This window comes from Brachybacterium tyrofermentans (assembly GCF_014897585.1).
Classification (GTDB): domain Bacteria; phylum Actinomycetota; class Actinomycetes; order Actinomycetales; family Dermabacteraceae; genus Brachybacterium; species Brachybacterium tyrofermentans.
This window is the reverse complement of the sequence record NZ_JABUXW010000012.1, coordinates 105,843-129,930: the sequence shown is the minus strand read 5'-3', so window position 1 is coordinate 129,930 and position 24,088 is coordinate 105,843. Positions and strand designations below refer to the sequence as shown.

Below are 24,088 nucleotides of genomic sequence, written 5' to 3'. Positions count from 1 at the left end.
CTGCAGTGATCGGTGCGAGGGGCCTCATCGAGATGAGGCGCCTCCGGTCACGATCAGAAGGGCGGGTCGTCGTATCCGCCCTGGTTCCCTCCGCCGGCCCACGGGTCGGCGTTGGGGGCGCCCTGCGGCGCATTGTTGTAACCGCCCTGACCACCCGGGTTGCCCTGGCCGCCGAAGCCGCCCTGGCCACCACCCTGCGGGGCACCGCCCTGAGGAGCGCCGCCGCCGAAACCGCCACGGCCGCCACCGCCGCCGCCGCGCTGGACCTTGTTGGCCTTCGCGGTGGCGTACTTGAGGGACGGGCCGACCTCGTCGACGTCGAGCTCGATGCTCGTGCGGTTGTTGCCCTCACGGTCGGTGAAGGAACGCTGCTTCAGGCGACCCTGCGCGACGACGCGGGATCCCTTCTCCAGCGACTCGGCCACGTTCTCCGCGGCGTCGCGCCAGATGGAGCAGCGCAGGAACAGAGCCTCGCCGTCCTTCCACTCATTCGCCTGACGGTCGAAGGTGCGGGGGGTGGACGCGATGGTGAACGACGCGACCGCGATGCCGGACTGCGTGAAACGCAGCTCGGGATCCGCGGTGAGGTTGCCGATCACCGTGATGACGGTGTCATTCGCCATGGGTGCTCCTCTGCTCCGGGGTGCTGTGGTGTGGTGTGGGGATCAGTGAGCGCAGGTCACTTGGCGTCGAGACGCATGACCTTGGTGCGCATGACGGACTCGTTGAGCCCGAGCTGACGATCCAGCTCCTGGGACGTCGAGGACTTCGCCGTGAACTGCATGACGATGTAGATGCCCTCGGTCTTCTTGTCGATCTCGTAGGCGAACTTGCGCTTGCCCCAGAGGTCGACGTTGTCGATGGTGCCGCCTTCGGTCGGGATGACCTGGACGAGCTTCTCGAAGTTTGCGCTGACAGTCCGCTCATCGACGGACGGGTCGAGGATCACGACCATTTCGTACTTACGCATGTTCTGGTACCCACCTCCTGTGGTCTCTACGGCCACGGTCTCTCCGTGGCAGGAGGGTTCATGCCGCCCGGTCCGTACATCGGCGATGCACGTCACGGACCGGCCAAGACTACCTGCCGCTCCCGGTGAGGGCCAGGGCGCGTGTGGACGTGCGCCAGGCATCACAACGAGCTGCCCGTCGCGACCGCCGCGGGAGGTCCTGCCAGGCCCCGGCCCGGAGGCATCGGCGCTGGTAGGTTCGGCACAGTGCAGCCCTACGACATCGAGCTGATGACCTCGCTCTCCCGTCCGTCGCTCGCCCCCGACGGCTCCTTCGCCATCTACGCCGCATCCCGGCCCGACTGCCGGGCGAACCGCGCCGTCGGCCAGCTGTGGAGGATCGATCTCGCGCCTGGTCCGTCAGGGGCTGATACAGCACCGCGTCGGCTCACCCGCGGGGTCAGCGACACCGCCCCGCGGCTCTCGCCCGACGGGACGACGATCGCGTTCCTGCGGCCGGACTCCCGTGGCCGCCCCCAGGTGCATCTGCTCGACGCCCGGGGCGGGGAGCCCCTCCAGATCACCGATCAGCTGCTCGGCGCCGGCCCGGCGACCTGGACCCCGGACGGCTCCCGCCTGGCCTTCACGGCGCGCGTCGCCGAGCCCGGGCGCTACGGCACCGTCGACGGGCTCGAACCGGGCGCGGAGTCGCCGCGCCGCATCACGGGGCTGCGCTGGCATACCAACGGCGTCGGGTTCTCGACGGATCGCCCCACCCAGGTCTTCGTGGTGGAGGCCTCCCCGGTGGGCGGCGAGCCCGCCTATCCCGCGGCGCCGCATCCGGAAGGCCCGCTCGCGACCACCCCGACGGCCCCGGCTGCGGCCGCCCAGCTGACCAGCGCGTTCGCGGAGCACACGGCGATCACCCTCACGCCCGACGGCACCGCGGTGCTCGCCGTGCGGGAGGCCTACGAGGGCTCGGAGGCACCGAGACGCGATCTCCGCACCGCCCTGATCCACCTGCCCGTCGACGAGGGCGAGGAGTCGGTGCTGCTGGCTCCGGAGGACGGCCTGCGGATCCACGACCTGACCGTTCTCGCAGACGGCACGATCGCGCTGCTCGCCTCGCAGCCCGGCGCGGGCCGGGATTCCGTCGCCCCCGACGTGGCGCTCTGGCTGCTGGAGGCAGGCGGACCCCGCCGGATCACCGACCCCGAGTCCCTCGAGCTCACCGGACCCCTCGTGCCCGATGGCGAGTCGGTGCTGGTCACCTCGCCGCAGCGCGGGCGGGTCCATCTGCTGCGCATCGACCGCTCCGGCGCCGTGAGCCGGGTGCTGGACGGCGATCTCGAGGTGCACGGCGTGAATGCCGCCGGTGATCTCGTCCTCGCCGCGGCCACCACGGCGGAGTCCTCGGGCGTGCTGCTCGCGCGAACCGGGGAGGAGGCGCCGAGCACCCTCGTGGACACCGGCGCGGGCCTCCGCGACGCCGGCCTCGTCCAGCCCCGGGAGCTGGAGCTCGCGGGACGCTCCGGCCATCCGGTGCACGGATGGTCGGCGGTCCCCGAGGGCCGGGGCCCGTTCCCGACCCTGCTCCTCCTCCACGGCGGGCCGCATGCCGCCTACGGCGTGGGAGTGCTCGACGAGGTGCAGACGCTGGTCGCCGCGGGATATGCCGTCGTCTACGGGAATCCGCGGGGCTCGGCGGGCTACGGCCGCGCTCATGGACGCGCCGTGCGCGGCGGCTTCGGGACCGTGGACGCCGAGGACGTGATCGACCTGCTCGACGGGGCTCTCGCGGCCGACGACCGCCTCGATGACCAGCGGCTGGGCATCCTGGGCGGCTCCTACGGCGGGTACCTCACCGCCTGGATCATCGCCCACGACCACCGGTTCCGCGGCGCGATCGTGGAGCGCGGCTTCCTGGATCCGCTCAGCTTCCAGGGCACGAGCGACATCGGCAGCTACTTCGGCGACGAGTACATCGGCACCGAGCCCGCGGACATCGCCCGGCAGAGCGCCTTCGGGCACGCCGGCTCGGTGCGCACTCCCACTCTGGTGATCCACTCCGAGGAGGACCACCGCTGTCCGCTCGAGCAGGGCACCCGGTATTACACGGCGCTCCGGCGCGCCGGGGTGGAGACAGAGATGCTGATCTTCCCGGGAGAGAACCACGAGCTGACCAGGTCGGGACGGCCCCGGCACCGGGTGGAACGGTTCGAGGCGGTGCTGGAGTGGTGGGCCCGGGTGTTCGCCACAGGGACGAGCGACCGCAGGAAGAGCGGTTCCGTGATGAGCGGTCCCACGCCGCGCGGTTCCGCAGCACGTGGATCTGCGGAGCGTGACCCTACGACCGGCGGCCCATCGCCTTCCTGACCCGTGCGTACCAGCCGCCGGTGCTGCGGCCGCCGGCGATCCCGCCACCGGCTACGACACCTGCGGTGCGTCCCTGCAGTCGGGTCCCGCACCGACTGCACAGGTACCTGCCGGTGACCGAGGTGTAGATCTTGCCGCGGATCTTGCCGCCGCACTGTTCGCATCGAGTAGCCATACCGGATGATGGCACGTCGCCCTGCCCTGATGTCCATCCGGTCGAGCTGGCGCGCATCATGACATCGATGTCAGATATTCGAGACCTTCCATCGATGTCAGAAATGGGACGTCAGGGCTGCGCTGCCTGGAACGCGGTGCCGGGAAGCGGATGTCCGGGCTGGGATGTCAGGAGTGGGATATCAGGAGCGGATCACCTGGTCACCCGCTCGCCGCACCGGGATCACCATCGGGGTTCCGCTCTGCGGGTCCTCGGCGATCTCGGCCTGCAGATCGAACACCTCTGCCACCAGCTCTGCGTGCAGCACCTCCGAGGGCGAGCCCTCCGCCACGATCCGGCCCGCGTCCATGACCACCAGATGGTCCGCGTAGCGCGCGGCCTGGTTGAGGTCGTGGAGCACGGCGACCACGGTGCGGCCCTGGTCGCGCATGTCCTGGCACAGGTGGAGCACCTCGATCTGGTGGGCGATGTCGAGGAACGACGTGGGCTCGTCCAGCAGCACGTACTCGGTGTCCTGGGCGAGGATCATGGCGATCCAGACCCGTTGGCGCTGTCCGCCCGAGAGCCCGGCGACGGGCCGGTCGGCGATCTGTTCGACGCCGGTCGCGCGGAGCGCCTCCGCGACGACCTCGTCATCCCCGCTCAGCCACTGGCGCCACGGGGAGTGGTACGGGTGGCGTCCTCGCGCGACCAGGGCCTTCACCGTGATCCCCTCGGGGACCACGGGGTCCTGGGGCAGGAGCGCGATCCGTCGGGCGATGGCCTTGGAGCGCCACTGCGCCAGGGGCCGGCCGTCGAGCAGCGCGGCGCCGGCCCGGGGTCGCAGGGTGCGGGCCAGCGCCTTCAGCATCGTCGACTTGCCGCAGCCGTTGGGCCCGATCACCGCCGTGAACATCCCGCGGCTCACCTCGAGGTCGAAGCCCTCGAGCACGGGCCGTTCGGCGTAGGCGACGGTGGCCCCGGCGAGGCGCAGGGACGAGGGATCGGCGGACCCTATGGGCTCGGTGAGCGGTGCGCTCATGCGTCGGCCTTCTTCCAGTCGGTGACGAGCAGGTACCCCAGGTACAGGCCGCCCACCCCGGCGGTGATGACCCCGACCGGGAGGTCCTCGACCGGGGCGACGTGCTGGACGGTGAAGTCCGCGAGAACCATGATCAGGGCCCCCACCAGCGCGGACAGGGGAAGGTGCGGGCCCGGGGTCCCGCTCATCCGGCGGGCGATGTGCGGCGCGGCCAGGGCCACGAAGGCGATCGGGCCAGCCACGGAGACGGCCGCGGCGGCCAGCAGCACGGACAGCAGGATCGCCGCAGTCCGGGTGCGCACCGCGTTGCCCCCGAGCGCGTCCGCCAGCTGATCACCCAGGTCCATCATCCGCAGGTCGTGGGCGAGGAGCGCTGTCAACGGGATCAGCACGGCCAGGGCGACGGCGATCAGTGCGGCCTGGCCGAGGCTGCGGGAGTTCAGGGTGCCCACGAGGTAGCCGGCGAGCTGGCTGGAGGCGTCGCGCAGGGACACCGCGACCACGTACTGCGTGAGGGCCAGGGCCATCGCGGCCACGCCGATCCCGGTGATGATCACCCGGGCCGGGGAGGCGAAGCCGAGTCCGGTGGAGACATGGACCAGGCCGATGGCGACCGCGGCGCCGAGCACGGCGCCGACGGGGGCGGGCACGATGCCGGGCGCGAGCAGCGTCGCCAGGGCCACCCCGGCACCCGCTCCGTTGCCGAGCCCGATCACGTCGGGGCTCCCGAGCGGATTCCGCGTGACGGTCTGGAACAGGGCACCGGCCACCCCGAACGCGATCCCGGCGCCGATCCCGACGAGCAGGCGGGGCCCGCGGAGTCGCTCGAGGACGAACGTGACCTTCGTGTCGGCTCCGCCCTGGGCCGCGGTGACGAGATCGCGCGGGCCCACGCCGAGATCACCCCAGGCGAGGGTCGCGAGGCCGCCGCCGAGGATCGCGACCAGCAGGAGCAGGCCGAGGGTCCAGGAGCGGGCCATCAGGTGGTCACCATGCCGCGGCGCACGGCCCACAGCAGGAACGGCGCCCCGAGGAAGGCGGTGATCACCCCGACCATGAGCTCCTGGGGGCGCACGATCACCCGGGCCACCACGTCGGATCCCAGCAGCAGGGCGGCCCCGAGCAGGAGGCAGGTGGGCAGCTGCCACCGGTGGTCCGTGCCCACCAGGGCGCGCACGAGATGGGGCACCGCGAGCCCGATGAAGGCGATCGGGCCGACGGCGGCGGTCGCGGCGGCGGCGAGCAGGGTCGCCGCGAGGATCGAGCCGACGCGCAGCAGGCCCACCCGGGTGCCGAGCGCGGTCGCGACGTCGTCCCCGAGGGCCAGGGTGTTCAGGCCCGGGGCGACCAGAGCCGCGAGCAGCAGCCCGAGCAGCAGGGCGGGGCCCACCGCTGCGAGGGCGTCGTAGGAGGCGCCGGCCAGGGATCCGACCACCCAGTGCCGGTACGACTCGAAGACGTCCGGACGGGTGAGGATCATGGCCTGGATATAGGCGTGGAGCACCGCGGAGATCACGGCGCCGGCCAGGATCAGCGGCACCACCGAATGGGTTCCGGCCGGGCGTCCCAGCAGGTAGACCACCACGACCGCGAGGAACGCACCGGGCAGCGCGACCCACACGGTCCCCGCTCCGCCGGAGAAGCCGAGGAAGGCGGTGGCGGTGACCACGGCGGCCGAGGCCCCGGAGGTCACTCCCAGCAGGCCAGGCTCCCCGAGGGGGTTGCGGGTGACGCCCTGGATGATCAGCCCCGAGGCGGCGAGCGCCGCCCCGACCGCAGCACCGAGCACGGTGCGCGCCCCGCGGGCGGCGACCACCTGCCGCAGATGCTCTTCGCCGTCGCCCCGCAGCACCGACCACACGCCCGCCAGATCCGTCTCCCGCGACCCCAGGAAGAGGCTCGCCAGGCACGCCACGACGAGGAGCCCGGCGGCCAGGACCAGCGCGGTCCACCGCGGGAGCCGGCGGCCGTCGTCCCGCCCGGGCGTGCGGACGGGGTCGGCCGGCGCAGGGTCGGCGGGCACAGGATCTGCCGACGCACGTTCGGCCGAGCCGCGGGGCATCGTGGAGGTCCCGGTCATCTCAGGAGGCAGGGACCTGCGCGATGGCCTCGTCGATCATCGGGACGTACCGCTCCAGCGCCCAGGGGACGGTGAGCGGGGTGATGATCGAGGACCCCGTCACGAACGACTGATCCGTGGGGGCCACGATCGCGCCGTGCGAGATTGCCGGGATGGAGGCGTAGAGGTCCTGCGTCTCGATCTCGGCGCGGTTCGCCTCGTCGGAGTAGAACGTGAAGATCAGATCGGAGTCCGCCAGTTTGTCCGCGTTCTCCAGTCCGATCATGGCGGAATCCGTGCCGGGGACATCCCACTCGCCGAGCTCCTGGTTGACGGGGTCGACGCGCAGTCCCAGGGCGCTGACCATCGCCACCCGCTGCTCGTCCTGGTAGAAGACGCCCAGCGTGCCGGGACCCGAGTTGTAGATGAAGGAGAAGCTGACGTCGGCGTAGCCGGGCTGCGCGGCCTCCTCGAAGGTCCTCTGGATCTCCTCGATCAGACCGGCCGCCGCCTCGTCCTCGCCCAGCACCCTGCCGATCGTGGCGATCTGCTCCTCCCAGGTGATCACCCAGGGCTGCTCCGCATAGGCGACCGTGGGGGCGATGTCCGTGAGCACGTCGAACTGCTCCTGGGTGAGGCCGGACCAGGGGGCCAGGATCACGTCGGGCTCGAGCGCGAGGACCGCCTCCACATCGAGCTCCGAGCCTCCCGTGAACTGCTCAGGAAGCTCACCGCCAGCCTCTGCGACGGCGTCGTGGATCCATGGCAGGTACCCGGTCTCGGGGTCGGCCCCCCAGGGGTACTCCTCGATGCCGACGGGGATCAGCCCGAGCGCGATGGCAGTCTCCGCGGACCCCTGTCCGAGGGTCACGACGCGCTCTGGCTTCGCGGTGATCTCCGCCGTGCCCAGGGCGTGGTCGAGGGTCACGGGGGAGAAGTCGCCCGCGGCCCCGCCGGCGGCATCCGCCCCCGAGCCCGAGTTCGTGCCCGAGCCGTTGTTCCCCTCCTCGCCGCCGGCGCTGCAGGCGGCGAGGACGAAGGGCGCGGCGAGCGCTCCGGCCATCCAGGTACGGCGGGTCGGGCGGCTGGCGGCGGGGCTCATGGGACTCCTGCGACGACGTGGGGCCGGCCGGGAATCCCCGGCCTTACTTAGGTAAGCCTAGCCTCACGTAATTCGTCCTCACAGGGGGCCGGGGAGAACAGATCGGTGATCCGGCTCACCCTCGGGCCGCGCTCGCAGCCCTCGGTCAGTCCCCGCCCCCGTCACTCGACTCCGGGGTGTCCTTCTCCGGTTTCTTGCTCGGCTTGTCCTTCGCCGCGTCGGAGGGCTTGTCCGACGGCTTGTCGGACGGCTCGTCGGAGGGCTCCTCAGAGGGCTCGTCGGAGGGCTCCTCCGAGGGCTCCTCCGTCGGCTCCTCGGTCGTCGGCTCCTCGGTCGGCTCCTCCGTCGTCGGCTCCTCCGTGGGCTCCTCCGTCGTCGGCTCCTCGGTCGGCTCCGGCGCCTGCGTGGGCGGCGGGGCCTGCGTCGGCGGCGGAGTGTTGCGCTCGCGGGTCTCGTTGTCCAGGGTGACCTCACCGGGGAACTCGAGCATCTCCTGACCTTCCAGGGACTGCGACATGATGTCGCCCCAGATCGCCGTCGGGAAGGTGCCGCCGGTGATGTTCCGTTCGCCGCCGAAGGGGGTCAGCTGCTCCTCCGTGGTGCCGTCCTCGGACGGCTGGAACATGCCCACCGCGGTGACCAGCTGCGGGGTGAAGCCCACGAACCAGGCCGAGCGGAACTTCTCCGAGGTGCCCGTCTTGCCTGCGACCTCGCGGCCGTCCATGACGCCCTGCAGGTCGCGGGCGGAGCCGGTGGTGGGCGGGCCCTGGAGCGCGACCGTCGCATTGGTGGCGACGTCCTCGTCCATCACCCGCTTCTCCTCGGACTGGTGCTCATAGCGCGAGGAGCCGTCGGGCCGGGTCACGTCCTGCACGATGTAGGAGTCCCGGTGCATGCCGCCCGCGGCGATGGTCGCGTAGACCTCGCCCATCTCCGTGACCGTCGGGGACGCCGAGCCGAGCACGTTCGAGGCGTCGGCCGAGAGCCCGGGGGTCTTCTCCGGAAGGCCCAGGGCGATCGCGGTGTCCATCGTGCGCTGGGGACCGACCTCGAGGTTCGCCTCGGCGTACGCCGTGTTGATCGAGCTGGCGGTGGCCTTCCTCAGGCTCACCCGGCCGTAGTCGGAGTCCCCGAAGTTGTTGACCGTCCAGCCCGGGAAGGTCTTCGGCGAGTTGCCGTCCCACTGGGAGTCCAGCGGGTAGCCGTCCTCGAGCGCCGCGATCAGGGTGAAGGTCTTGAAGATCGAGCCGGCCTGCATGCGCGACTGGGTGGCGTCGTTGCGCGGCTGCGTCACGAAGTCCTCGCCGCCGTACATGCCTCGGATCGCCCCCGTGGAGGGATCCATCGTGACCGTGCCGACGCGATTCTGCTCCGGCCGGTCCTCGGGGAGGTTCTTGACGGCCTCGACGGTGTTGTTCTGGATCCCGGGGTCGATCGTGGAGACGATCGTGAAGCCGCCGGTGTTGATCTCGTCCTCGGTGAACCCTTCGGCGACGAGCTCGGTGCGCACCTGGTCGAGCAGGTAGCCCTTGTCCCCGGCCAGGGTGTTCTCGCTCTTGGGCTCGACGGTGTCGGGGAACTCGAGCACCTCGGCGTCCTCCGGGGACATCTCCCCGACGTTGACCTCGCGAGAGATCACGCGATCCCACAGCTCGACGGACTTCTCCTTGTTCACGGCAGGGTCATAGGAGGAGGGGCCGGGGATGACCGCCACGAGCAGCGCGGCCTCCGCGTCCGTCATGTCCGCGGCGTCCTTGCCGAAGTAGGCCTGCGAGGCCTCCTGCACGCCGTAGGCGCCGCGGCCGAAGTAGATCGTGTTCAGGTAGCGCGACAGGATCTCGTCCTTGTCCAGCTCCTGGTCGATCTTCAGGGCCATGATCGCTTCCTTGGCCTTGCCCACGTAGGACGTCTCGCTGCCCGTGTAGTACCGCTCCACGTACTGCATGGTGATCGTGGAGCCGCCCTGGCGTGCACCGCCCTGGAGGTTGTTGACCAGGGCCCGCACGATGCCGCGCGGGGAGACGCCACGGTTCTCGTAGAAGGTGTCGTCCTCGCTCGCGACGACAGCATCCTTGACGTTCTGCGGGATCTCGTCGGCGTCGAGCTCGGTGCGGTTGATCTCGCTGAACGTGCCCATCTCGGTCTCGCCGTCGGCGTAGTAGACCCGGCTGGTCTGGGCGAGGGCGAAGTCGGAGGGTTCGGGAACGGAGGTGTCGTTGTAGAGCCAGACGGCGAAGCCGAGCCCGGCGAGGACCATGAGCGCCATCGCGCCCACGATCAGGCGCAGCGAGGGGAACCAGCGCCAGGGGTTCTTCCGGCCCGCCCGCGGGTAGTTCAGGAAGTTCGTCGCGGCGACCTTCTTCTTCCGCCCCTTGCCGGCCGAGGCTGCGGCCGCGCCGGCCGTCGCCGCCGTGCCGGCGTGACGGGCGTTGACCGAGGTGCGGCTCGCTCCCCGTGAGGACGCGGTGCCGCCGCTCGTCGCCGCGGCGGGCTTCGAGCTGGCGGGTCTCCCTGCCGTCGACGCCGCGCCGCCAGCGGCCGTCGAGCGCTTCGCGGCCGACGATCCCTCGGAGGAGGCCCCTGCACGGCGACCGGTGCGGCTGGTGCCCTTGGGCTCCGCCGGCTTCCCGGAGGACGAGGGCGCGCGGCGCACTCCTGCTGCGCGGCGTGCGCCACCGCCCGTCGGCTTCTTCGATCGGTTCGATCGGTCCGACGAGCCGCGGGACGAGCGTCGAGAATCGCTCATGACTGCTCCTGGTCCTTCGAGGGGACGAACTGGTCCATGCGCCGGAGGGCGCACGGCATCCCAGTATGGACACGCCTCCCGGCCCGACGGAACGTCTCCGCCGAGAAACACACAGGGTGTGCACGTCTCATGCGGCCTCGCTCACACCGCGACCAGGCCGGATCGACCTGGCGGTCAGGCCTCAGCCCTGGTCGCGGGCCTCCCACCAGGCCTTCAGCTCCTCGCTGGCACGGTCCTCGCCGAGCGGGCCGTGCTCCATGCGCAGCTCGAGCAGGTGCTTGTAGGCGTCGCCCACCTCACGGCCGGGACCGATCCCGAGGATCTCCATGATCCGGTTCCCGTCGAGGTCAGGGCGGATCCGCCCGATCTCCTCCTGCTCGGCCAGATGATCGATGCGCGCCTCGAGCTCGTCATAGGCGCGCGCCAGCCCTCGTGCCTTGCGGCGGTTGCGGGTGGTGACGTCCGCGCGGGTCAGCCGGTGCAGGTGCTGCAGGAGCTCCCCGGCGTCCGTGACATAGCGGCGCACGGCCGAATCGCTCCACGGCGCCTCGGCGTAGCCGTGGAACCGCAGGTGCAGCTCGACCAGGCGTGCCACCTTCTTGGTGGTGTCCTTGTCGAAGGTCATCGCCTTCATCCGCTTCGCGGTCATCTTCGCGCCCACGGTCTCGTGGAAGCGGAAGGTGACCGCTCCGCCGGGCTCGTAGCGCCGCGTCGCCGGCTTGCCGATGTCGTGGAACAGCGCGGACAGCCGCAGCACCAGGTCAGGAGCCTCGCACGGGCCTCCCGAGCCGGCGGGGCTCTCGAGGTCGATGGCCTGATCCAGCACGGTGAGGGTGTGCTGGTAGACGTCCTTGTGGTGGTGATGCTCGTCGATCTCCAGGCTCAGGGCCGGCAGCTCCGGCAGCACATGGGCGGACAGCCCCAGCTCCACGAGCAGCTCGAGACCGCCGCGGGGATGGGCCCCGAGCATGAGCTTCACCAGCTCCTCGCGCACACGCTCGGCCGAGACGATCGTGATCCGCTCCGCGAGGGACTCGATCGCGTCGGCCGTGGCGTCCTCGATGCGGAACCCGAGCTGGGAGACGAAGCGCACCGCGCGCATCATGCGCAGCGGATCATCGGTGAAGGACTGCTCCGGGCCGACGGGGGTGCGCAGCACGGTCCGCGAGAGGTCGGCGAGCCCGTCGAAGGGATCCACCAGCTCGAGGGAGGGAAGCCGCACCGCCATCGCGTTGACCGTGAAGTCACGACGGGAGAGGTCTCCCTCCAGGGTGTCGCCATAGGCGACCTGGGGCTTGCGGCTAGTGGGGTCGTAGGACTCGGTGCGATAGGTGGTGATCTCGACCTTCACCCCGTTGCGGACCCCGCCCAGGGTGCCGAAGTCGCGGCCCATGTCCCAGATCCCGCCGTCGCGCGTCCACGTGCGCAGGATGGCCTCGGTCTCGTCAGGGCGGGCGCTGGTGGTGAAGTCGAGGTCGGCGCTCGAGCGTCCCAGCACTGCGTCCCGCACCGGCCCGCCCACGAGGGCGAGCTCGAAGCCGGCTGCCTCGAAGCGTCGGCCCAGGTCGTGGATCTCCTCCGGCAGCGCCCGGAACATGCGGGCGGACCGGGTCCGGGCGGTGGCGAGTCGATCGGCGGCGGCAGCGGGGTCGCCGGAGTCGGAAGGGCCAGCAGCGTCAGCAGGGCCGATCGGGTCGACGGGGTCAGCGGGGCCAGCAGGGTCGGCGGGAGCGATCACAGGAGGTCCTGTCGTGGGTCGGAGGGAGGGGCGGCACGGCGACGACGCGATGTGAGGGTGTCGTGCGCCCGCAACCCCTCTACGGTAGCGGCCGCTTACAGTGTCACCATGCCGTCGTCCCCGCTACCCGTGCGCCCGGTGCTCGCGGCACTGCTGACGGCACTGCTCCTTGCCTCATCGGTGCTGGTGGGCGGCCTGTCGAGCCCTGCTCCCGCTGCCCACGCCGCCGGTGCCCCCGCACAGTCCGCTGCCCCGTCGGCCCCGCCGCCGCCCGCGGCGGATGCCCCGGTGAGCATGGATCTCGTCTCCCTCACCCCCACCTCCCTGGACCCCGACGGCACGCTCACCGCCGAGGTCGAGGTGACGAACGACTCCTCGAAGACGCTGCCGGACGTCGCCCTGCAGCTGCGCACCCGCACCTCCCGGGTCACGGATCGGGCGATGCTCGCCGAGTGGCAGGCCGACACCAGCGCGGACACCTCCGGCGCCGCCCTCGCCTCCTCCGACGATCCGACTCCGCTCGCTCCCGGCGAGTCGAGGACGCTCACCGTGGAGGCCTCCGCCGAGGAGCTCGGCTATTCGGAGGCTCCGTACTACTGGGGCACCCGGCGGATCTCCCTGACCGCCGTCGCCGAGGGGGACCCCTTGGGGGCGATCCGCTCCTTCGTGGTGTGGCGCCCGGCGGACGCCGACGCCGCGATCACGCAGTCCGTCCTGCTGCCCGTGGCCTCCCGCGACCCGGCGGCCGCGATCACCGACCCCGAGGCGGCACAGCAGTCCCTGGAGTCGGGGCATCTCGCCACGACCCGCGCCCTCGCCCTGCGCGACGACGTCGACTGGTGGCTGGATCCTGCCCTGCTGGACCCGCCGCAGCTCCTGGTCGACCCCACCCCGGAGGCCGACACCGCCGAGGAGGACGCGGAGCATCCCGTGCCGACCTACGCCCCCGACCCGGGGTCCACCGAGCTCGCCACGGCGCTCGTGGAGGGCGTCGGGGAGCGCACCGTGCTCGCGATGCCCTATGCCCAGGCGGATCTCGTGAGCCTCGGCGAAGCCGGGGCGACCACGATGAGCAGCGTCGCCACCGACCGCGCGCAGACCACCTGGGACGCCACCGGGATCAACCCCCGCGCGAGGGTGATGGGGCTCGAGGGATCGGAGGTCGACGCGGCGTCCCTCCAGCAGCTGGTCGATGCCGGGGCGGGCGCGGCGATCATCCCGTCGACCTCTCTGCAGGAGAATGCCTCCTCAACGGTGACGCCGAGCTCGTTCGGCGTCTACGAGTCCGAGGACGGCAGCGGCTCGGAGCTGCCGCTGCTGGCACCGGACCCCGTGCTCTCGGACGAGTTCTCCCTGCTCACGGCGGATTCGGACACGGAGCAGACCCAGCAGCGACTGCTCGCGGAGACCGCCACCATCGCCTCGGAGTTCACGACCGCTCCTCGCCATCTGCTCATCTCCCCGAATCTCGCCGCGGAGCTCGATCCCACCGCGGCAGGGGCCGCTCTCGATGCCTTCGCCGAGGCTCCCTGGATCGAGACCGGGTCCACGAACTCGCTGCTCACGGCCGCCTCGCAGCGCGCGTGGACCACGCACGCCCAGGACGACTCCGGGACGCCGTTCGCCCTGGGCCGGGTCAGCGGGGACGACCTGCTGCCCTCCGGCCCGGGGACGAACGGCCGCTGGGAGCACCTGGAGGCGGCCTCCGATCCGGAGCTGTTGGACGCCCCGACGCTCACCGCCGCCGCGGACACGTGGACGCGGCTGGACACGCTCGCCTCCGTGATGGAGGACGACGCCTCATTGGCGGTGCCCCGCCTCGAGCTGCTCACCAGCACCTCAAGGCTCTGGCGGGGGTCCCCGGAACGCTCCGAGGAGCTCGCCCGGAGCGCGGAGACCTCCGCCGAGGAGATGCAGGGAAAGATCGAGGTGGTCCCCGCCTCCGGGTACAACCTGATCTCGGACTCCGTGGGCGTGCCGGTCACGATCTCCAACGGCCTGGACACCCCGATCACGGTGAGCACCCGCGTGACGTCGGACCGCCCGCTGGTGCAGATCGGTGACATCGAGGCCGTGGAGGTCCCTGCCCGCAGCCAGGTCGATGCGACCGTCCCGGTCGACGCGGTCGCCAACGGGACCGTCACCCTGACCACGGTGCTCACCTCGGAGGACGGCCAGGTCCTCACCGAGCCGGCCACCGTGCCCCTGACGGTGAACCCCGCCTGGGAGAACTGGACCACCCTCGTGGTGGTCATCGCCATGGGCGTGCTGGTGATCGTGGGCGTCGCCCGCGCCCGCCACACCGGCGCCTCGACCCGGGCACCGGCGGCGCATGGCCCCGAGGATCCGGTCGAGCTGTCCCGGTCGGGCCTGTCCACGGCCGACACCGGCACGGTCGCAGCGATCTGGTCCGAACGCGCCAAGGAACCACCCAGCGCGGCAGGCGGCGGAGCGCCCGACACCGGATCGTCCGGCACCGGATCGGCCGGGGGCCCGGACCCCGCCGGCCCGCCGGACTCCGACACCACCGGCGACACAGACACTGACATCACCCCCGACACCGACATCGAACCCCGTGAGGAGGACCGCTCATGAGCTCCGCCCTCCGCGTGCAGCACGTCCCGCGCCACCGCCGCCACGGCGTGCCCTCCAGCCGCTCGAAGCTCATGCAGGCCAGCGTGCTGATGGCCGCCGGGTCCACGGTCTCCCGCCTGCTGGGCTTCGTCCGCAACTTCATGTTCGGTCTGATCCTCGCCGGGTCCATGTCCGCTGCGGCCAGCTCGTTCAGCGCCGCGAACACGCTCCCGAACACCGTCTGGCTGCTCGTGGGCGGCGGCACCCTGAACGCCATCCTGGTCCCCGCGATCGTGCGGGCCGTCAAGCGCCCGGACCGGGGCAGCGACTACATCTCCCGCCTCATGACCCTCGTCGCCACGTTCTCCCTGGCGATCACCGTGATCTGCATGGTGGGAGTCCCGCTCCTGCTGCCCCTGACCAGCGGCGTGCTGCCCCCGGAGACCTACGCCCTGGCCGTGCAGCTCGGCTACTGGATGATGCCGCAGGTCTTCTTCTCGGCGCTGTACGTGATGTGCGGGCAGCTGCTGAACGCCCATGACTCCTTCGGTCCGTACCAGTGGGCTCCGGTGCTCAACAACCTGGTGGGCATCGTGGGCGCAGCCCTGTTCCTGGGCATGTGGGGAAAGGTCGGCGCTCCCTCGGAGTGGACCCTGCCGATGATCATCGCGATGGCCGCGATCAACGTCGGCGGATCGGCCGCGCAGGTCGTGTTCCTGTTCTGGTACGTCAAGAAGCTCGATCTGCGACTGCGGCCCCGCTGGGGATTCCGTGGTCTCGGCCTGGGCAAGCTCTCGAAGATCGGCCTGTGGACCCTCGCGATGCTGGGCCTCGGCCAGCTCGGCGTGTGGGCCACGCGCTGGTCCACCGCCCGCGCCGGGTTCATGACCGAGAAGCTCCGCGACCACCCCGAGCAGGCGGCCCGCTATCCCGGACTGCTCAGCCTGGACTGGGCCTACATGGCCTTCATGATCCCGCAGGGGATCATCGCGGTCGCCGTGGTCACGGCCGTCTTCCCGACGATCTCCCGACGCGCGGTCGACGGCGACCATGCCGGCGCGCTCGCCCGGTACGCGGAGACGAACCGTCTGCTCGCGATCCCGATGATGCTGTGCGTGGCCGTGTTCATCGCTCTGGCGGGCCCGATCATGTGGGTGATCGGCGGCGGCACGGGCGAGATCGGTGCCCGCGCCAACGGCAACGTGCTGATCGCCTACATGCTGGGCCTGGTGCCCTTCGCCTCGCTGTACCTGATCAAGCGCGTGTTCTACGCCTACGAGGACGCGCGCACGCCCTTCCTCTCGCAGATCCCGATCACCGCGATCAGCCTCGCGGCGATCCCGGTCATCCTGCTCACGGTCGATCCGATGTGGGCGACGATGACCGCCGCCGCCTGCACCAGCCTCGGGAACCTCGTGGCCTGGCTGGTCGGCATGTGGCAGCTGCGTCGGCACGCCGCCAGGCTCGGCACCACGCCGCCGAGCATGCGCACCGGAGCGATCGTGGCGGGCAAGCTCCTGGCCGCCACGGTGCTCAGCTGGGCGGCCGGAGCGGGCCTGGTCGCGCTGCTCGACGACGTGATCTGGTCGCACCGACTGGTGGCGGTTCTGGTGGGAGCAGTCATCGGGGTGGTCATGGCGATGGTGTTCGCGGCCGCCGGGTGGGTGCTGAAGATGACCGAGGTGCGCTGGCTGGTCGGGCAGGTACAGCGTGTCGTGACCCGGTTGACGCGTCGCGGTCGACCGGTGACCTCGTAGCATGGAAGACGCTCGTGACGGACGCTCGCCCGCACGACGACGATAAGGACGGCTCGTGAACACGATCTCGCTAGAGGACGCTCTGCGCTCCCGGTGGACGCTCGAGGGGAAGATCCCCCTGGCAGGCGTCGCCGACGGCGCTGTGTGGCATCGCGCCCGCACCGTGGCCACCGGGGAGAGCGTCGTGCTCTTCATCGTGCAGGGCGAGACCGCCCTCGAAGCGGCCGACGCCGTGCGCCGCGCCTATCTCGTCGATGATCCCCACCTGCTGCCCGTTCGCGAGATCGTCGTGCTCGACGACCCCCGGGACGGCGAGACCGGAGATCCCTCCGGGGGTGGTCCGACGACGGTCGTGGAGTATCCCGTGCCGACCGCGCCTCCGCTCGCCGCGCTGCTGGGCTCGACGAGCCTGCATCCCGAGACCGCGCGCTCGATCATCGGCGAAGCCGCCTCCGGCCTCGAGGCGGCCCGCCGTCGCGGGGTGCGCCATCAGTTCCTCGACTCCAACCGCCTGTTCGTCAACACCCGCTCCGGTGAGGTCGTCGTGCTCGGCGTGGGGGTGGAGGCCGCGTCGCACCCCGGCCTGGACCGCTCTCGTGAGGTGGCCTCGTTCCAGGACACCGCCTCCCTGGTCGCCCTGCTCTACCGCGCCCTGACGGGGAAGGCCCCGAAGCACGGCCCGGACGGGCTGGTGCCCCTGCCCTCGACGCTCGTCGACTCCGCGATCCCGGCGGATCTCGATCTGCTGTGCGACCTGGTGCTGAACGAGTCGGCCGACGACGTCCCCGAGACCACGCGCGAGCTGATCTCGGCGCTCGAGCCCTGGCAGTCGATCCCGGTCACCCTCGAGGCCTACCCGCACGCAGGAACCGCACGCCACGCCCGGACCATCGCCGCCGACGGCAGCAGCACTGCCGATAGCAGCACCAGCACGACAGCTGCGACCGGCGACACCGCGGACACCGTCGTGCGGCCTGCCACCGGGGACACTGCGGACACCATCGTGCGATCTGCCGCGGATGACACCGAAGACACCGTCGTGCGCCCTGCGTCCGGCGCTGGTGCTGGTGCTGGTGCTGACACGCAGGCGTCCTCCGCGCAGGCCTCCCCGTCGAGCGCCGGCGCCGCCGGTGTCGTCGGAGCAGCCGGGGCGGCAGGTGCTGCAGGCGCTGCAGGCGCCGTCGCCGCACATACCGGTGATGCCTCGACAGACGCGGCGGATGGCGCCGCAGAGGCACCCCGCCGGTCCGCCGGCCGCGCCGAGGGCTCCGCGGCCGAGACCGCATCCTCCGCTGGGCAGCCCGTCGAGGGGCGGGACGCCGGTGACCAGGAGACTGTCGACCGAACCGCCGCCGACCACGCCGCGGAACAGGACCGTGCCGCGGCCGCTGCTCAGGAAGCTGACCGACAGGCCGCCGAGGAGTCCGCGCGCCGATCGGCCGATGCCGAGGCGATCGTCAAGGAGCTCCACCTCGACCAGAAGCGCGGGACCAGCCCGTTCCCGGGCCATCTCGATGTCGCGGCGACGGCGCCTGCAGCACCTGCCGCACCGATGCGCCAGAAGACGTCGGCGTCGGGATCAGAGACCGACGACCCGTCGGCACACTCCGCCCAGGAGGGGACCGCGGTTCTTCCTGCCCTCGGCGCCGGCGCGGCCGCTGCTGCGGGAGCAGGTGCACTCGCCTCGTCGACCGCCCCGGGCGCGAGCTCCGCCGAGGCGGGGTCCCCGCCCTCTGAGTCCTCCACATCCGGCTCTCCTCAGCCGCTCGCGCCTGCTGCCGGGGCGGACGGAGCAGCCGCCGCCCAGCAGCCTTCAGAGCACCGGGACGACCCGATGCAGTTCGCCGCAGAGCAGACCCCTCAGCAGGCGCCCGACGGTCACGACACCGACACGGCGGCCGCCTCGTCGGCTGCCTCGTCGCCGAGCGCAGTGCCCGTTCTCGGCCGCACCGAACCTGCCGCCACGGGCCCGATCGTGGTGCGGGGGCGAGATCGGACCGGCAGCGATCCGGAGCCGGAGGAGTCCGCCGCGCCGTACGCTCGCAGCTCGCTGCTGCGTGACGTGGTCAGCGTGGCCGTGGATTCCGATGATCCGGGCACCTATGCCCTCGGACCCCGCGCCCCGGAGGAGCGGTCGCGGCAGTCCCAGTGGATCATCGCCGGTGCCGTGCTGCTGACGATCATCGCTGCCGTGTTCGCTGTGACCACGGCGACCTCGGGGCTGCGTGACAGGATCACGGACCCGCTGGAGACCAAGGCCGCGCCGACCACACCTGCGCCGACCGAGTCCGGGGAAGCCCCCGTGGAGCCCACGAAGGAACCCACCAAGGAGCCCGAGCTCCCGGCCCCGGAGATCTCCGGGGTCGAGCTGTCCGCCGAGGGTGGCGGGGATCCTGACCACACCGACCAGCAGGACCGCCTCACCGACGGCGACCCTGCCACGTTCTGGTCCACACAGCACTACGCCAGCCCGGACTTCGGCGGCCTCAAGGAGGGTGTCGCCATCCAGGTGTCGTTCGCCGAGAAGTCGAAGGTCACGGCGCTCACCGTGGCCACAGCCCGCAACACCGGCGGCACCCTCGAGCTGCGAGCCGTGAACGATGACGGCTCCCTCGGCGACGTCCTCGCCACCGGCAAGTTCGCCGGCGACGGAGAGGTGCGTCTGGAGCCCGACAAGCCCGTCGACGCGGAGAAGGTCGCGCTCTACATCCCCGAGCTTCCGCCGGACAGCAACGAGGCGGGCCGCTTCCGCGCCCGGATCGCCGAGATCACCCCCGAATGACACCGAAGGTGCCCCGCATCTCACGGCCGCAACGACGGGTTCCCGCCCCGTCGTCCACCGGCCGTGCGAGAGCGGGGCGGCGCTCACGGTTCGCCACGATGCTCGGCGTCCCCATCCCGGTGGTGCTGATCGCCATCGCGATCTCCGCCCTGCTGGGGGTCCAGCTCACGGTCGCTCTCGAGCACTCGACCGCCAATCGGGCGCGCACCGTGTCCACATCGGTCGACTCAGCAGCAGGGGCCGGGAAGAATTCGTCCGGTGTTCCCGTTGTCAATGAGGGAAGCCTCGGGACCGAGGTGCAGAGACTCGTCGACGCCGGCATGATCCAGCCCCCGACGAGCTTCGACCCCTCGGCGTGCCTGCGACAGCAGGGGATCCCGGATTCGATCCTGATCATGGAGGAGGTGGCATGGAGCGCCGACGAGACACCGTCGTGGCTGCTCGTCCACGGTCCGATGGATCGCGAGACGTTGCAGGCCAACGGCGGGACGGTCTCCGCCACCGTGGTGCGGCCCGAATGCGGGAACCAGGAGTCCGACGCCACCGATCCGGCCCAGCTGAGGCTGTGGTCCGGCGAGGTGATGATCGGCTCCCTGTGAGCCTCGTTCCGTCCTCCGACACTCCCATCGCCATAGCCCATACTTGGTCGCGGTCCTCCCGCTGACTGCCGACGACCCACGACGAAACCCACGGAAGGACATCCCCGACATGTCGCAGCCCATTCAGGCCCTGAACATCCTCGGCGCCCCCACGGCGTCCGCCCCGGCCGCAGCCCCGGCCACCGCTCCCGAGATCTCCGGTGACGAGACCATCCACGAGGTCGTCATCGTCGGCTCCGGACCCGCCGGGTACACCGCCGCGATCTACACGGCGCGTGCCGAGATGAAGCCGATCGTCATCGCCGGTGCGCTCGATGCCGGCGGCGCGCTCATGACGACCACCGATGTCGAGAACTTCCCGGGCTTCGCGAACGGGATCCAGGGGCCCGAGCTCATGGCCACGATGCAGGAGCAGGCAGAACGGTTCGGTGCGGAGGTCATCTACGACGATGCCGTGGATCTTCAGCTCGAGGGCGAGATCAAGACGGTCACGCTGGACGACGGCACCGTGTACCGCGCCAAGTCGATCATCCTGTCCACCGGATCCGCATACCGCGAGCTCGGTGTCGACGGCGAGAAGGAGCTCTCGGGCAAGGGCGTCAGCTGGTGCGCCACCTGCGACGGCTTCTTCTTCAAGGACCAGGACATCGTGGTCATCGGCGGTGGCGACAGCGCCGTGGAGGAGGCCACGTTCCTGACGCGCTTCGGCAAGTCCGTGACTCTGGTGCATCGCCGCAACGAGCTGCGCGCCTCGAAGATCATGGCTCGTCGGGCCCAGGCAGACCCGAAGCTGACCTTCGCGTGGAACAGCGAGGTCGTCAGCATCAACGGCGCCGAGAAGGTCGACTCCGTGACGCTGCGCGACACCGTCACCGGCGAGGAGCGCGTGATGCCGACGTCCGCCGTGTTCGAGGCGATCGGACACCTGCCGCGCACCGATCTGCTGCGGGGGAAGGTCGACCTCGACGACGAGGGGTACATCCTCTGCGAAGGGCGTTCCACCTACACCTCGGTGCCCGGTGTGTTCGCAGCGGGCGACGTCGTCGACCACACCTACCGCCAGGCGATCACCGCGGCGGGAACCGGCTGCCAGGCGGCTCTGGATGCCGAGCGCTGGCTGACCGACCAGGCGGCACTGGCCGACGAACTGGCGAAGTCCGAGCAGACCGAGCAGACCGAGCAGACCGAGCAGACCGAGACGGTCGTCATCGACGCTGCGACCGTCGGACGCTGACCGACCGCTGATCAGTTCCCGAGCCGGCTCCAGCCCTGAGATCGACGCCATGGCCGAGATCGAGTCTCCGTCCGCGCCCGACGTTGCCGTCGTGCTGGTCACGGCGGACTGGGCGGGGCCGGCACGGCCGGCCGAGACCGTACTGCGCGAACTCTCACGGCGCTGGGGCGACACTGTCCGAGCGGTCGTGGTGGACGCCTCGCAGGACGAGATGCTCGATCTCCTGAGCGTCGACGTCGTACCCACCTGGCTGCGGTTCATCAAGGTCACGGACCAGGTCACTGACTCTCCTGGAGGCTTGGGCGAGACTGCGTCCAGCATCGCTGCGGGGGCAGTGGAGACACGGGAAGCAGGGCCAGAAGCAGCGGCAGCGGCAGTCGAGACTGCGGCAGTGGAGACCGCGGCCGCAGGGACAGGGGCGGCACACCCAGGGGCGGCTGAGAGCCTGTCACGCCCTGACGAGCACCTCGTCCTCCGCGACCTTCCCGTCACGTCCAGTACTGGAGAGCACACCGTGATGGCAGGGACTTGGCGGCTCATGCACCGACGCACGGGAGCCCTTCCGAAGCACGAGATCGCTCGCGAGTTCGGCCCGATTCGCACTGCGCGTCCGATCTAGGACAGCAGGCCCAAGTCCCCGAGTTCCCGGGCTCCCAAGCTCCCAAGCTCCCAAGCTCCCACGCTGAGTTGAGCGCCATGGGACTGGCAACGACACCACATCGAGGGAACGAGGATCCCCGTTCCACGCACGTGCACGCCGACGTCTCGGCACGAGCTCGCGGAGCAGCTGGATGGGTAGGCCACCAGGGAGAGTGTTCGCCCGGAACAGAGCGCTGGTGCGGGCCCGAACGCCTCTGTCAAGTTGCGGAACCAGGCAGCGCTTGACGTGCAGAGACAGGATTGTCCACAAGGTTATCCACACCCACGTCCACATCGTTGAGCGGCTCCATCCACAAGGTTGTCCACAGCAGAATGTGGATAACCGTGAAGTGATCGCACCACGGTGGCTTCACTGAATATCTGCTTGACCTGCGATTATGTCATCAGGGAGTGATGACACACGGTCGAGTGCTTGTTGTCGACGTGCCCGTAGGCGTGATGCCAGTCACATGGCGACTTTCGGTTTTCCACAAGGTTTCGCACAGTGTGCATAACGCTGAATCCCGTGCACCGCCCTCCAGTGAATGCACCCTTCTCTGGTGCTCGTCGTGCTCTCGACGGACCATGCCTAGGCCGCGGCACGGTTCACGTGCGAACGCGGCTCGAGCAGTCCCAGAGCCCTGGGCAGCCGTCGGCCATCGTCACGAGTGGCTCGGTCAATCCAGTGACTCGGGAGAGCGTGGGATCCTTCTCGGTCACTGGTTGTCAACGTGTCGTTCATACACAAGAGGGCAACTGACCACATCCGGTTCGATCTCTGGCGGACGCCACGTTTCGCGTGAAGCCAGATCCGGTCGAGCAGGGACGCGGGTTCTTGCGGGCGCGCTCAGTCGGGGCGTGGGTGGATGGGCCAATTTGTGAACCTCACAATCTCGGTCCCGGTACCCGTTGCGCGAATCCCATCGCATGGTGGCGGCGAAGGCGCTGCGCCTAGACGAGAGTTTCACGGCAAACATAGCCACGTCGCCGTCCCATCCACATAAAAGTTGACCCTTGGAGGACTGTCGGGATGTGGCGTCGACGTACTTTGTGCCGTGCGCACCGCGCTGTCGAGCATCCCGGGTCGCCTCACCGAGTTCATGGCGTTTCACGTGAACCCGTCGCTACTCAACCGTGCTGCATGGAGACTGGTCGGCGGGCAATGTCCCCCGCATGGGGCGCGAGAGAGAGATCACGCACTGCACGCTGAGTACTGACAGCTCCAAGAATGCACCGTCCTGCCAGAGTTCAGTGTTTCACGAGAAACGTCACGAGATCGCTGCGCTGCGCGTCGTAGCAGCTTGTCGGTCTCACCCAGCAACTGACTCCGCGAGGCGCGGTCCGAACCCCAGAACGATGATGGGTCAACCAGCGCGATGTTCCCCGTGAAACACGAGGTACCGGTGCCGAACTAGACATACGGACCTCTCAACGTTCTTCCACTACGGGATGTTTCACGTGCACCCTGTTCGCTAATGCCTCCCGGATGATCTGCCGCGATCCGAGAGCCCGTACGCCACCATGAAGGCGACTCGCCAGCATCGCCAACGATGAAGGGGTTCCATGCGCGACCGAATCGCTGTGAGAGAGATCCAGTCCATCATGTTGGCTCTTCCAGCTCCGCCAACATGTCCCCGATCCGGGACTCACCGGCCATGTTCCACGTGTAACGCAAGCGCCTAGCTACGGAAGTGACCTCGTTGTACACGTCGAGCATGTGCCGGCCGTGGGCAGAGGTTCCAGACAGAAAGCTCGAACTCCTCACAACCGCACGAAGGGTTTAGGCATGCTGTTTCACGGGAAACCTGAGGACGGAGTCAAATAGCAGGCAAAGCCGGGCGAACCTGTCTGGCAAAAGTTGCAGGTTGCCCCCACATGTTTCCCGTGAAACGGATTCAGTTGCGGCGATCCATCGAGTACAAGAGAGCCGTCGCGCTACGGCATGGGTCCCGCCGGAAGCCGATAGAAGACTAGTGGCGCCCTCGGAATCGCAGGGAAAGCTGAGAAGGTCGGGTGCCGAGACGTGCTCCATCGTTGCCAAACGTTAGGATCCACGTGAAACTGTATGCGGAACCCTGAACATCTGCTCCTCACGCCATATGTGAGCGGGTTCCACGTGATGGAGCGCAAGTCAGCAGACTGCTGGCCCGATCCATTCCCTGACGGAGGTGCTTCGGTCTCGGCATCCCTCCCGTGCCAGGCGCGGGCGCGTCACGACCGATCGAGCCCAGCAGGTCCACGGCTGGCCCCCGGTGCCGTTCGACGTGAAACATCGCGTGACATACCGACCGCGCCGCGCTAAGCGCCTTCATACCATGCGCCCCTGTTTCACGCGAA

The 24,088-nt window shown here is 70.1% G+C and carries 14 protein-coding genes; 6 read left to right on the top strand and 8 right to left on the bottom strand.

The features are described from left to right. Positions 1 to 53: 53 nt before the first annotated feature. Together INT49_RS10665 and rpsF are read right to left on the bottom strand one after the other, a co-directional pair. Complete coding sequence (locus tag INT49_RS10665; protein ID WP_193117715.1) at positions 54 to 623, bottom strand: single-stranded DNA-binding protein; 570 nt, start codon at positions 621 to 623, stop codon at positions 54 to 56. Positions 624 to 679: 56 nt separating this feature from the next. Further along, positions 680 to 970: a 30S ribosomal protein S6 gene (rpsF, locus tag INT49_RS10660; protein WP_193117714.1), complete on the bottom strand. Its 291-nt coding sequence runs from the start codon at positions 968 to 970 to the stop codon at positions 680 to 682. A gap of 246 nt (positions 971 to 1,216) precedes the next feature. Between rpsF and INT49_RS10655 the strand changes: the two genes are divergently transcribed. Next, on the top strand, positions 1,217 to 3,325 hold the full coding sequence (locus INT49_RS10655) for a S9 family peptidase (protein WP_193117713.1): 2,109 nt from the start codon (positions 1,217 to 1,219) through the stop codon (positions 3,323 to 3,325). 356 nt (positions 3,326 to 3,681) lie between these two features. Here the strand turns inward: INT49_RS10655 and INT49_RS10650 are convergent, their stop codons facing one another. From INT49_RS10650 to INT49_RS10625, 6 genes are all read right to left on the bottom strand, one after another. Continuing rightward, positions 3,682 to 4,521: an ABC transporter ATP-binding protein gene (locus INT49_RS10650; protein ID WP_193117712.1), complete on the bottom strand. Its 840-nt coding sequence runs from the start codon at positions 4,519 to 4,521 to the stop codon at positions 3,682 to 3,684. Next, positions 4,518 to 5,501, bottom strand: a complete 984-nt coding sequence (locus INT49_RS10645; protein WP_193117711.1) for a FecCD family ABC transporter permease — start codon at positions 5,499 to 5,501, stop codon at positions 4,518 to 4,520. The genes INT49_RS10650 and INT49_RS10645 overlap by 4 nt, the downstream gene beginning before the upstream one ends. After that, positions 5,501 to 6,601, bottom strand: a complete 1,101-nt coding sequence (locus INT49_RS10640) for a FecCD family ABC transporter permease (RefSeq protein WP_226850250.1) — start codon at positions 6,599 to 6,601, stop codon at positions 5,501 to 5,503. Before INT49_RS10640 ends, INT49_RS10645 begins: the two co-directional genes overlap by 1 nt. A 1-nt stretch (position 6,602) precedes the next feature. Continuing rightward, a complete protein-coding gene (locus INT49_RS10635) occupies positions 6,603 to 7,682 on the bottom strand; it encodes an iron-siderophore ABC transporter substrate-binding protein (protein WP_193117710.1) in 1,080 nt (359 codons plus the stop codon). Positions 7,683 to 7,827: 145 nt separating this feature from the next. Further along, complete coding sequence (locus tag INT49_RS10630) at positions 7,828 to 10,428, bottom strand: transglycosylase domain-containing protein (protein ID WP_193117709.1); 2,601 nt, start codon at positions 10,426 to 10,428, stop codon at positions 7,828 to 7,830. Positions 10,429 to 10,609: 181 nt separating this feature from the next. After that, positions 10,610 to 12,025, bottom strand: coding sequence for a CCA tRNA nucleotidyltransferase (locus INT49_RS10625; protein WP_193117754.1), 1,416 nt, complete (start codon positions 12,023 to 12,025; stop codon positions 10,610 to 10,612). A gap of 249 nt (positions 12,026 to 12,274) precedes the next feature. Here INT49_RS10625 and INT49_RS10620 point away from each other — a divergent pair, with 249 nt between their 5' ends. The 5 genes from INT49_RS10620 to trxB all read left to right on the top strand — a co-directional run bounded on the left by INT49_RS10620 (position 12,275) and on the right by trxB (position 21,112). Next, the gene (locus tag INT49_RS10620; RefSeq protein WP_226850248.1) at positions 12,275 to 14,761 is read left to right on the top strand and encodes a DUF6049 family protein; all 2,487 of its coding nucleotides are present in this window, start codon (positions 12,275 to 12,277) and stop codon (positions 14,759 to 14,761) included. Beyond that, on the top strand, positions 14,758 to 16,497 hold the full coding sequence (gene murJ, locus INT49_RS10615) for a murein biosynthesis integral membrane protein MurJ (RefSeq protein WP_193117708.1): 1,740 nt from the start codon (positions 14,758 to 14,760) through the stop codon (positions 16,495 to 16,497). Before INT49_RS10620 ends, murJ begins: the two co-directional genes overlap by 4 nt. Positions 16,498 to 16,552: 55 nt before the next feature. Beyond that, positions 16,553 to 19,279, top strand: a complete 2,727-nt coding sequence (locus INT49_RS10610) for a hypothetical protein (RefSeq protein WP_193117707.1) — start codon at positions 16,553 to 16,555, stop codon at positions 19,277 to 19,279. Positions 19,280 to 19,377: 98 nt separating this feature from the next. Further along, positions 19,378 to 19,878 carry a hypothetical protein gene (locus INT49_RS10605; protein ID WP_193117706.1) on the top strand — a complete coding sequence of 167 codons (501 nt, stop codon included), beginning with the start codon at positions 19,378 to 19,380 and terminating at the stop codon, positions 19,876 to 19,878. A 109-nt stretch (positions 19,879 to 19,987) separates the two neighbouring features. Then, positions 19,988 to 21,112, top strand: coding sequence for a thioredoxin-disulfide reductase (gene trxB / locus INT49_RS10600; protein WP_193117705.1), 1,125 nt, complete (start codon positions 19,988 to 19,990; stop codon positions 21,110 to 21,112). Positions 21,113 to 24,088: the final 2,976 nt, after the last annotated feature.

Bases quoted from the DNA above. Each gene is read 5' to 3' on its own strand.
- INT49_RS10665 (WP_193117715.1), bottom strand. From the start codon at position 623: ATGGCGAATGACACCGTCATCACGGTGATCGGCAACCTCACCGCGGAT.
- rpsF (WP_193117714.1), bottom strand. From the start codon at position 970: ATGCGTAAGTACGAAATGGTCGTGATCCTCGACCCGTCCGTCGATGAG.
- INT49_RS10650 (WP_193117712.1), bottom strand. From the start codon at position 4,521: ATGAGCGCACCGCTCACCGAGCCCATAGGGTCCGCCGATCCCTCGTCC.
- INT49_RS10645 (WP_193117711.1), bottom strand. From the start codon at position 5,501: ATGGCCCGCTCCTGGACCCTCGGCCTGCTCCTGCTGGTCGCGATCCTC.
- INT49_RS10640 (WP_226850250.1), bottom strand. From the start codon at position 6,601: ATGACCGGGACCTCCACGATGCCCCGCGGCTCGGCCGAACGTGCGTCG.
- INT49_RS10635 (WP_193117710.1), bottom strand. From the start codon at position 7,682: ATGAGCCCCGCCGCCAGCCGCCCGACCCGCCGTACCTGGATGGCCGGA.
- INT49_RS10630 (WP_193117709.1), bottom strand. From the start codon at position 10,428: ATGAGCGATTCTCGACGCTCGTCCCGCGGCTCGTCGGACCGATCGAAC.
- INT49_RS10625 (WP_193117754.1), bottom strand. From the start codon at position 12,025: ATGTTCCGGGCGCTGCCGGAGGAGATCCACGACCTGGGCCGACGCTTC.
- INT49_RS10620 (WP_226850248.1), top strand. From the start codon at position 12,275: ATGCCGTCGTCCCCGCTACCCGTGCGCCCGGTGCTCGCGGCACTGCTG.
- murJ (WP_193117708.1), top strand. From the start codon at position 14,758: ATGAGCTCCGCCCTCCGCGTGCAGCACGTCCCGCGCCACCGCCGCCAC.
- INT49_RS10605 (WP_193117706.1), top strand. From the start codon at position 19,378: ATGCTCGGCGTCCCCATCCCGGTGGTGCTGATCGCCATCGCGATCTCC.
- trxB (WP_193117705.1), top strand. From the start codon at position 19,988: ATGTCGCAGCCCATTCAGGCCCTGAACATCCTCGGCGCCCCCACGGCG.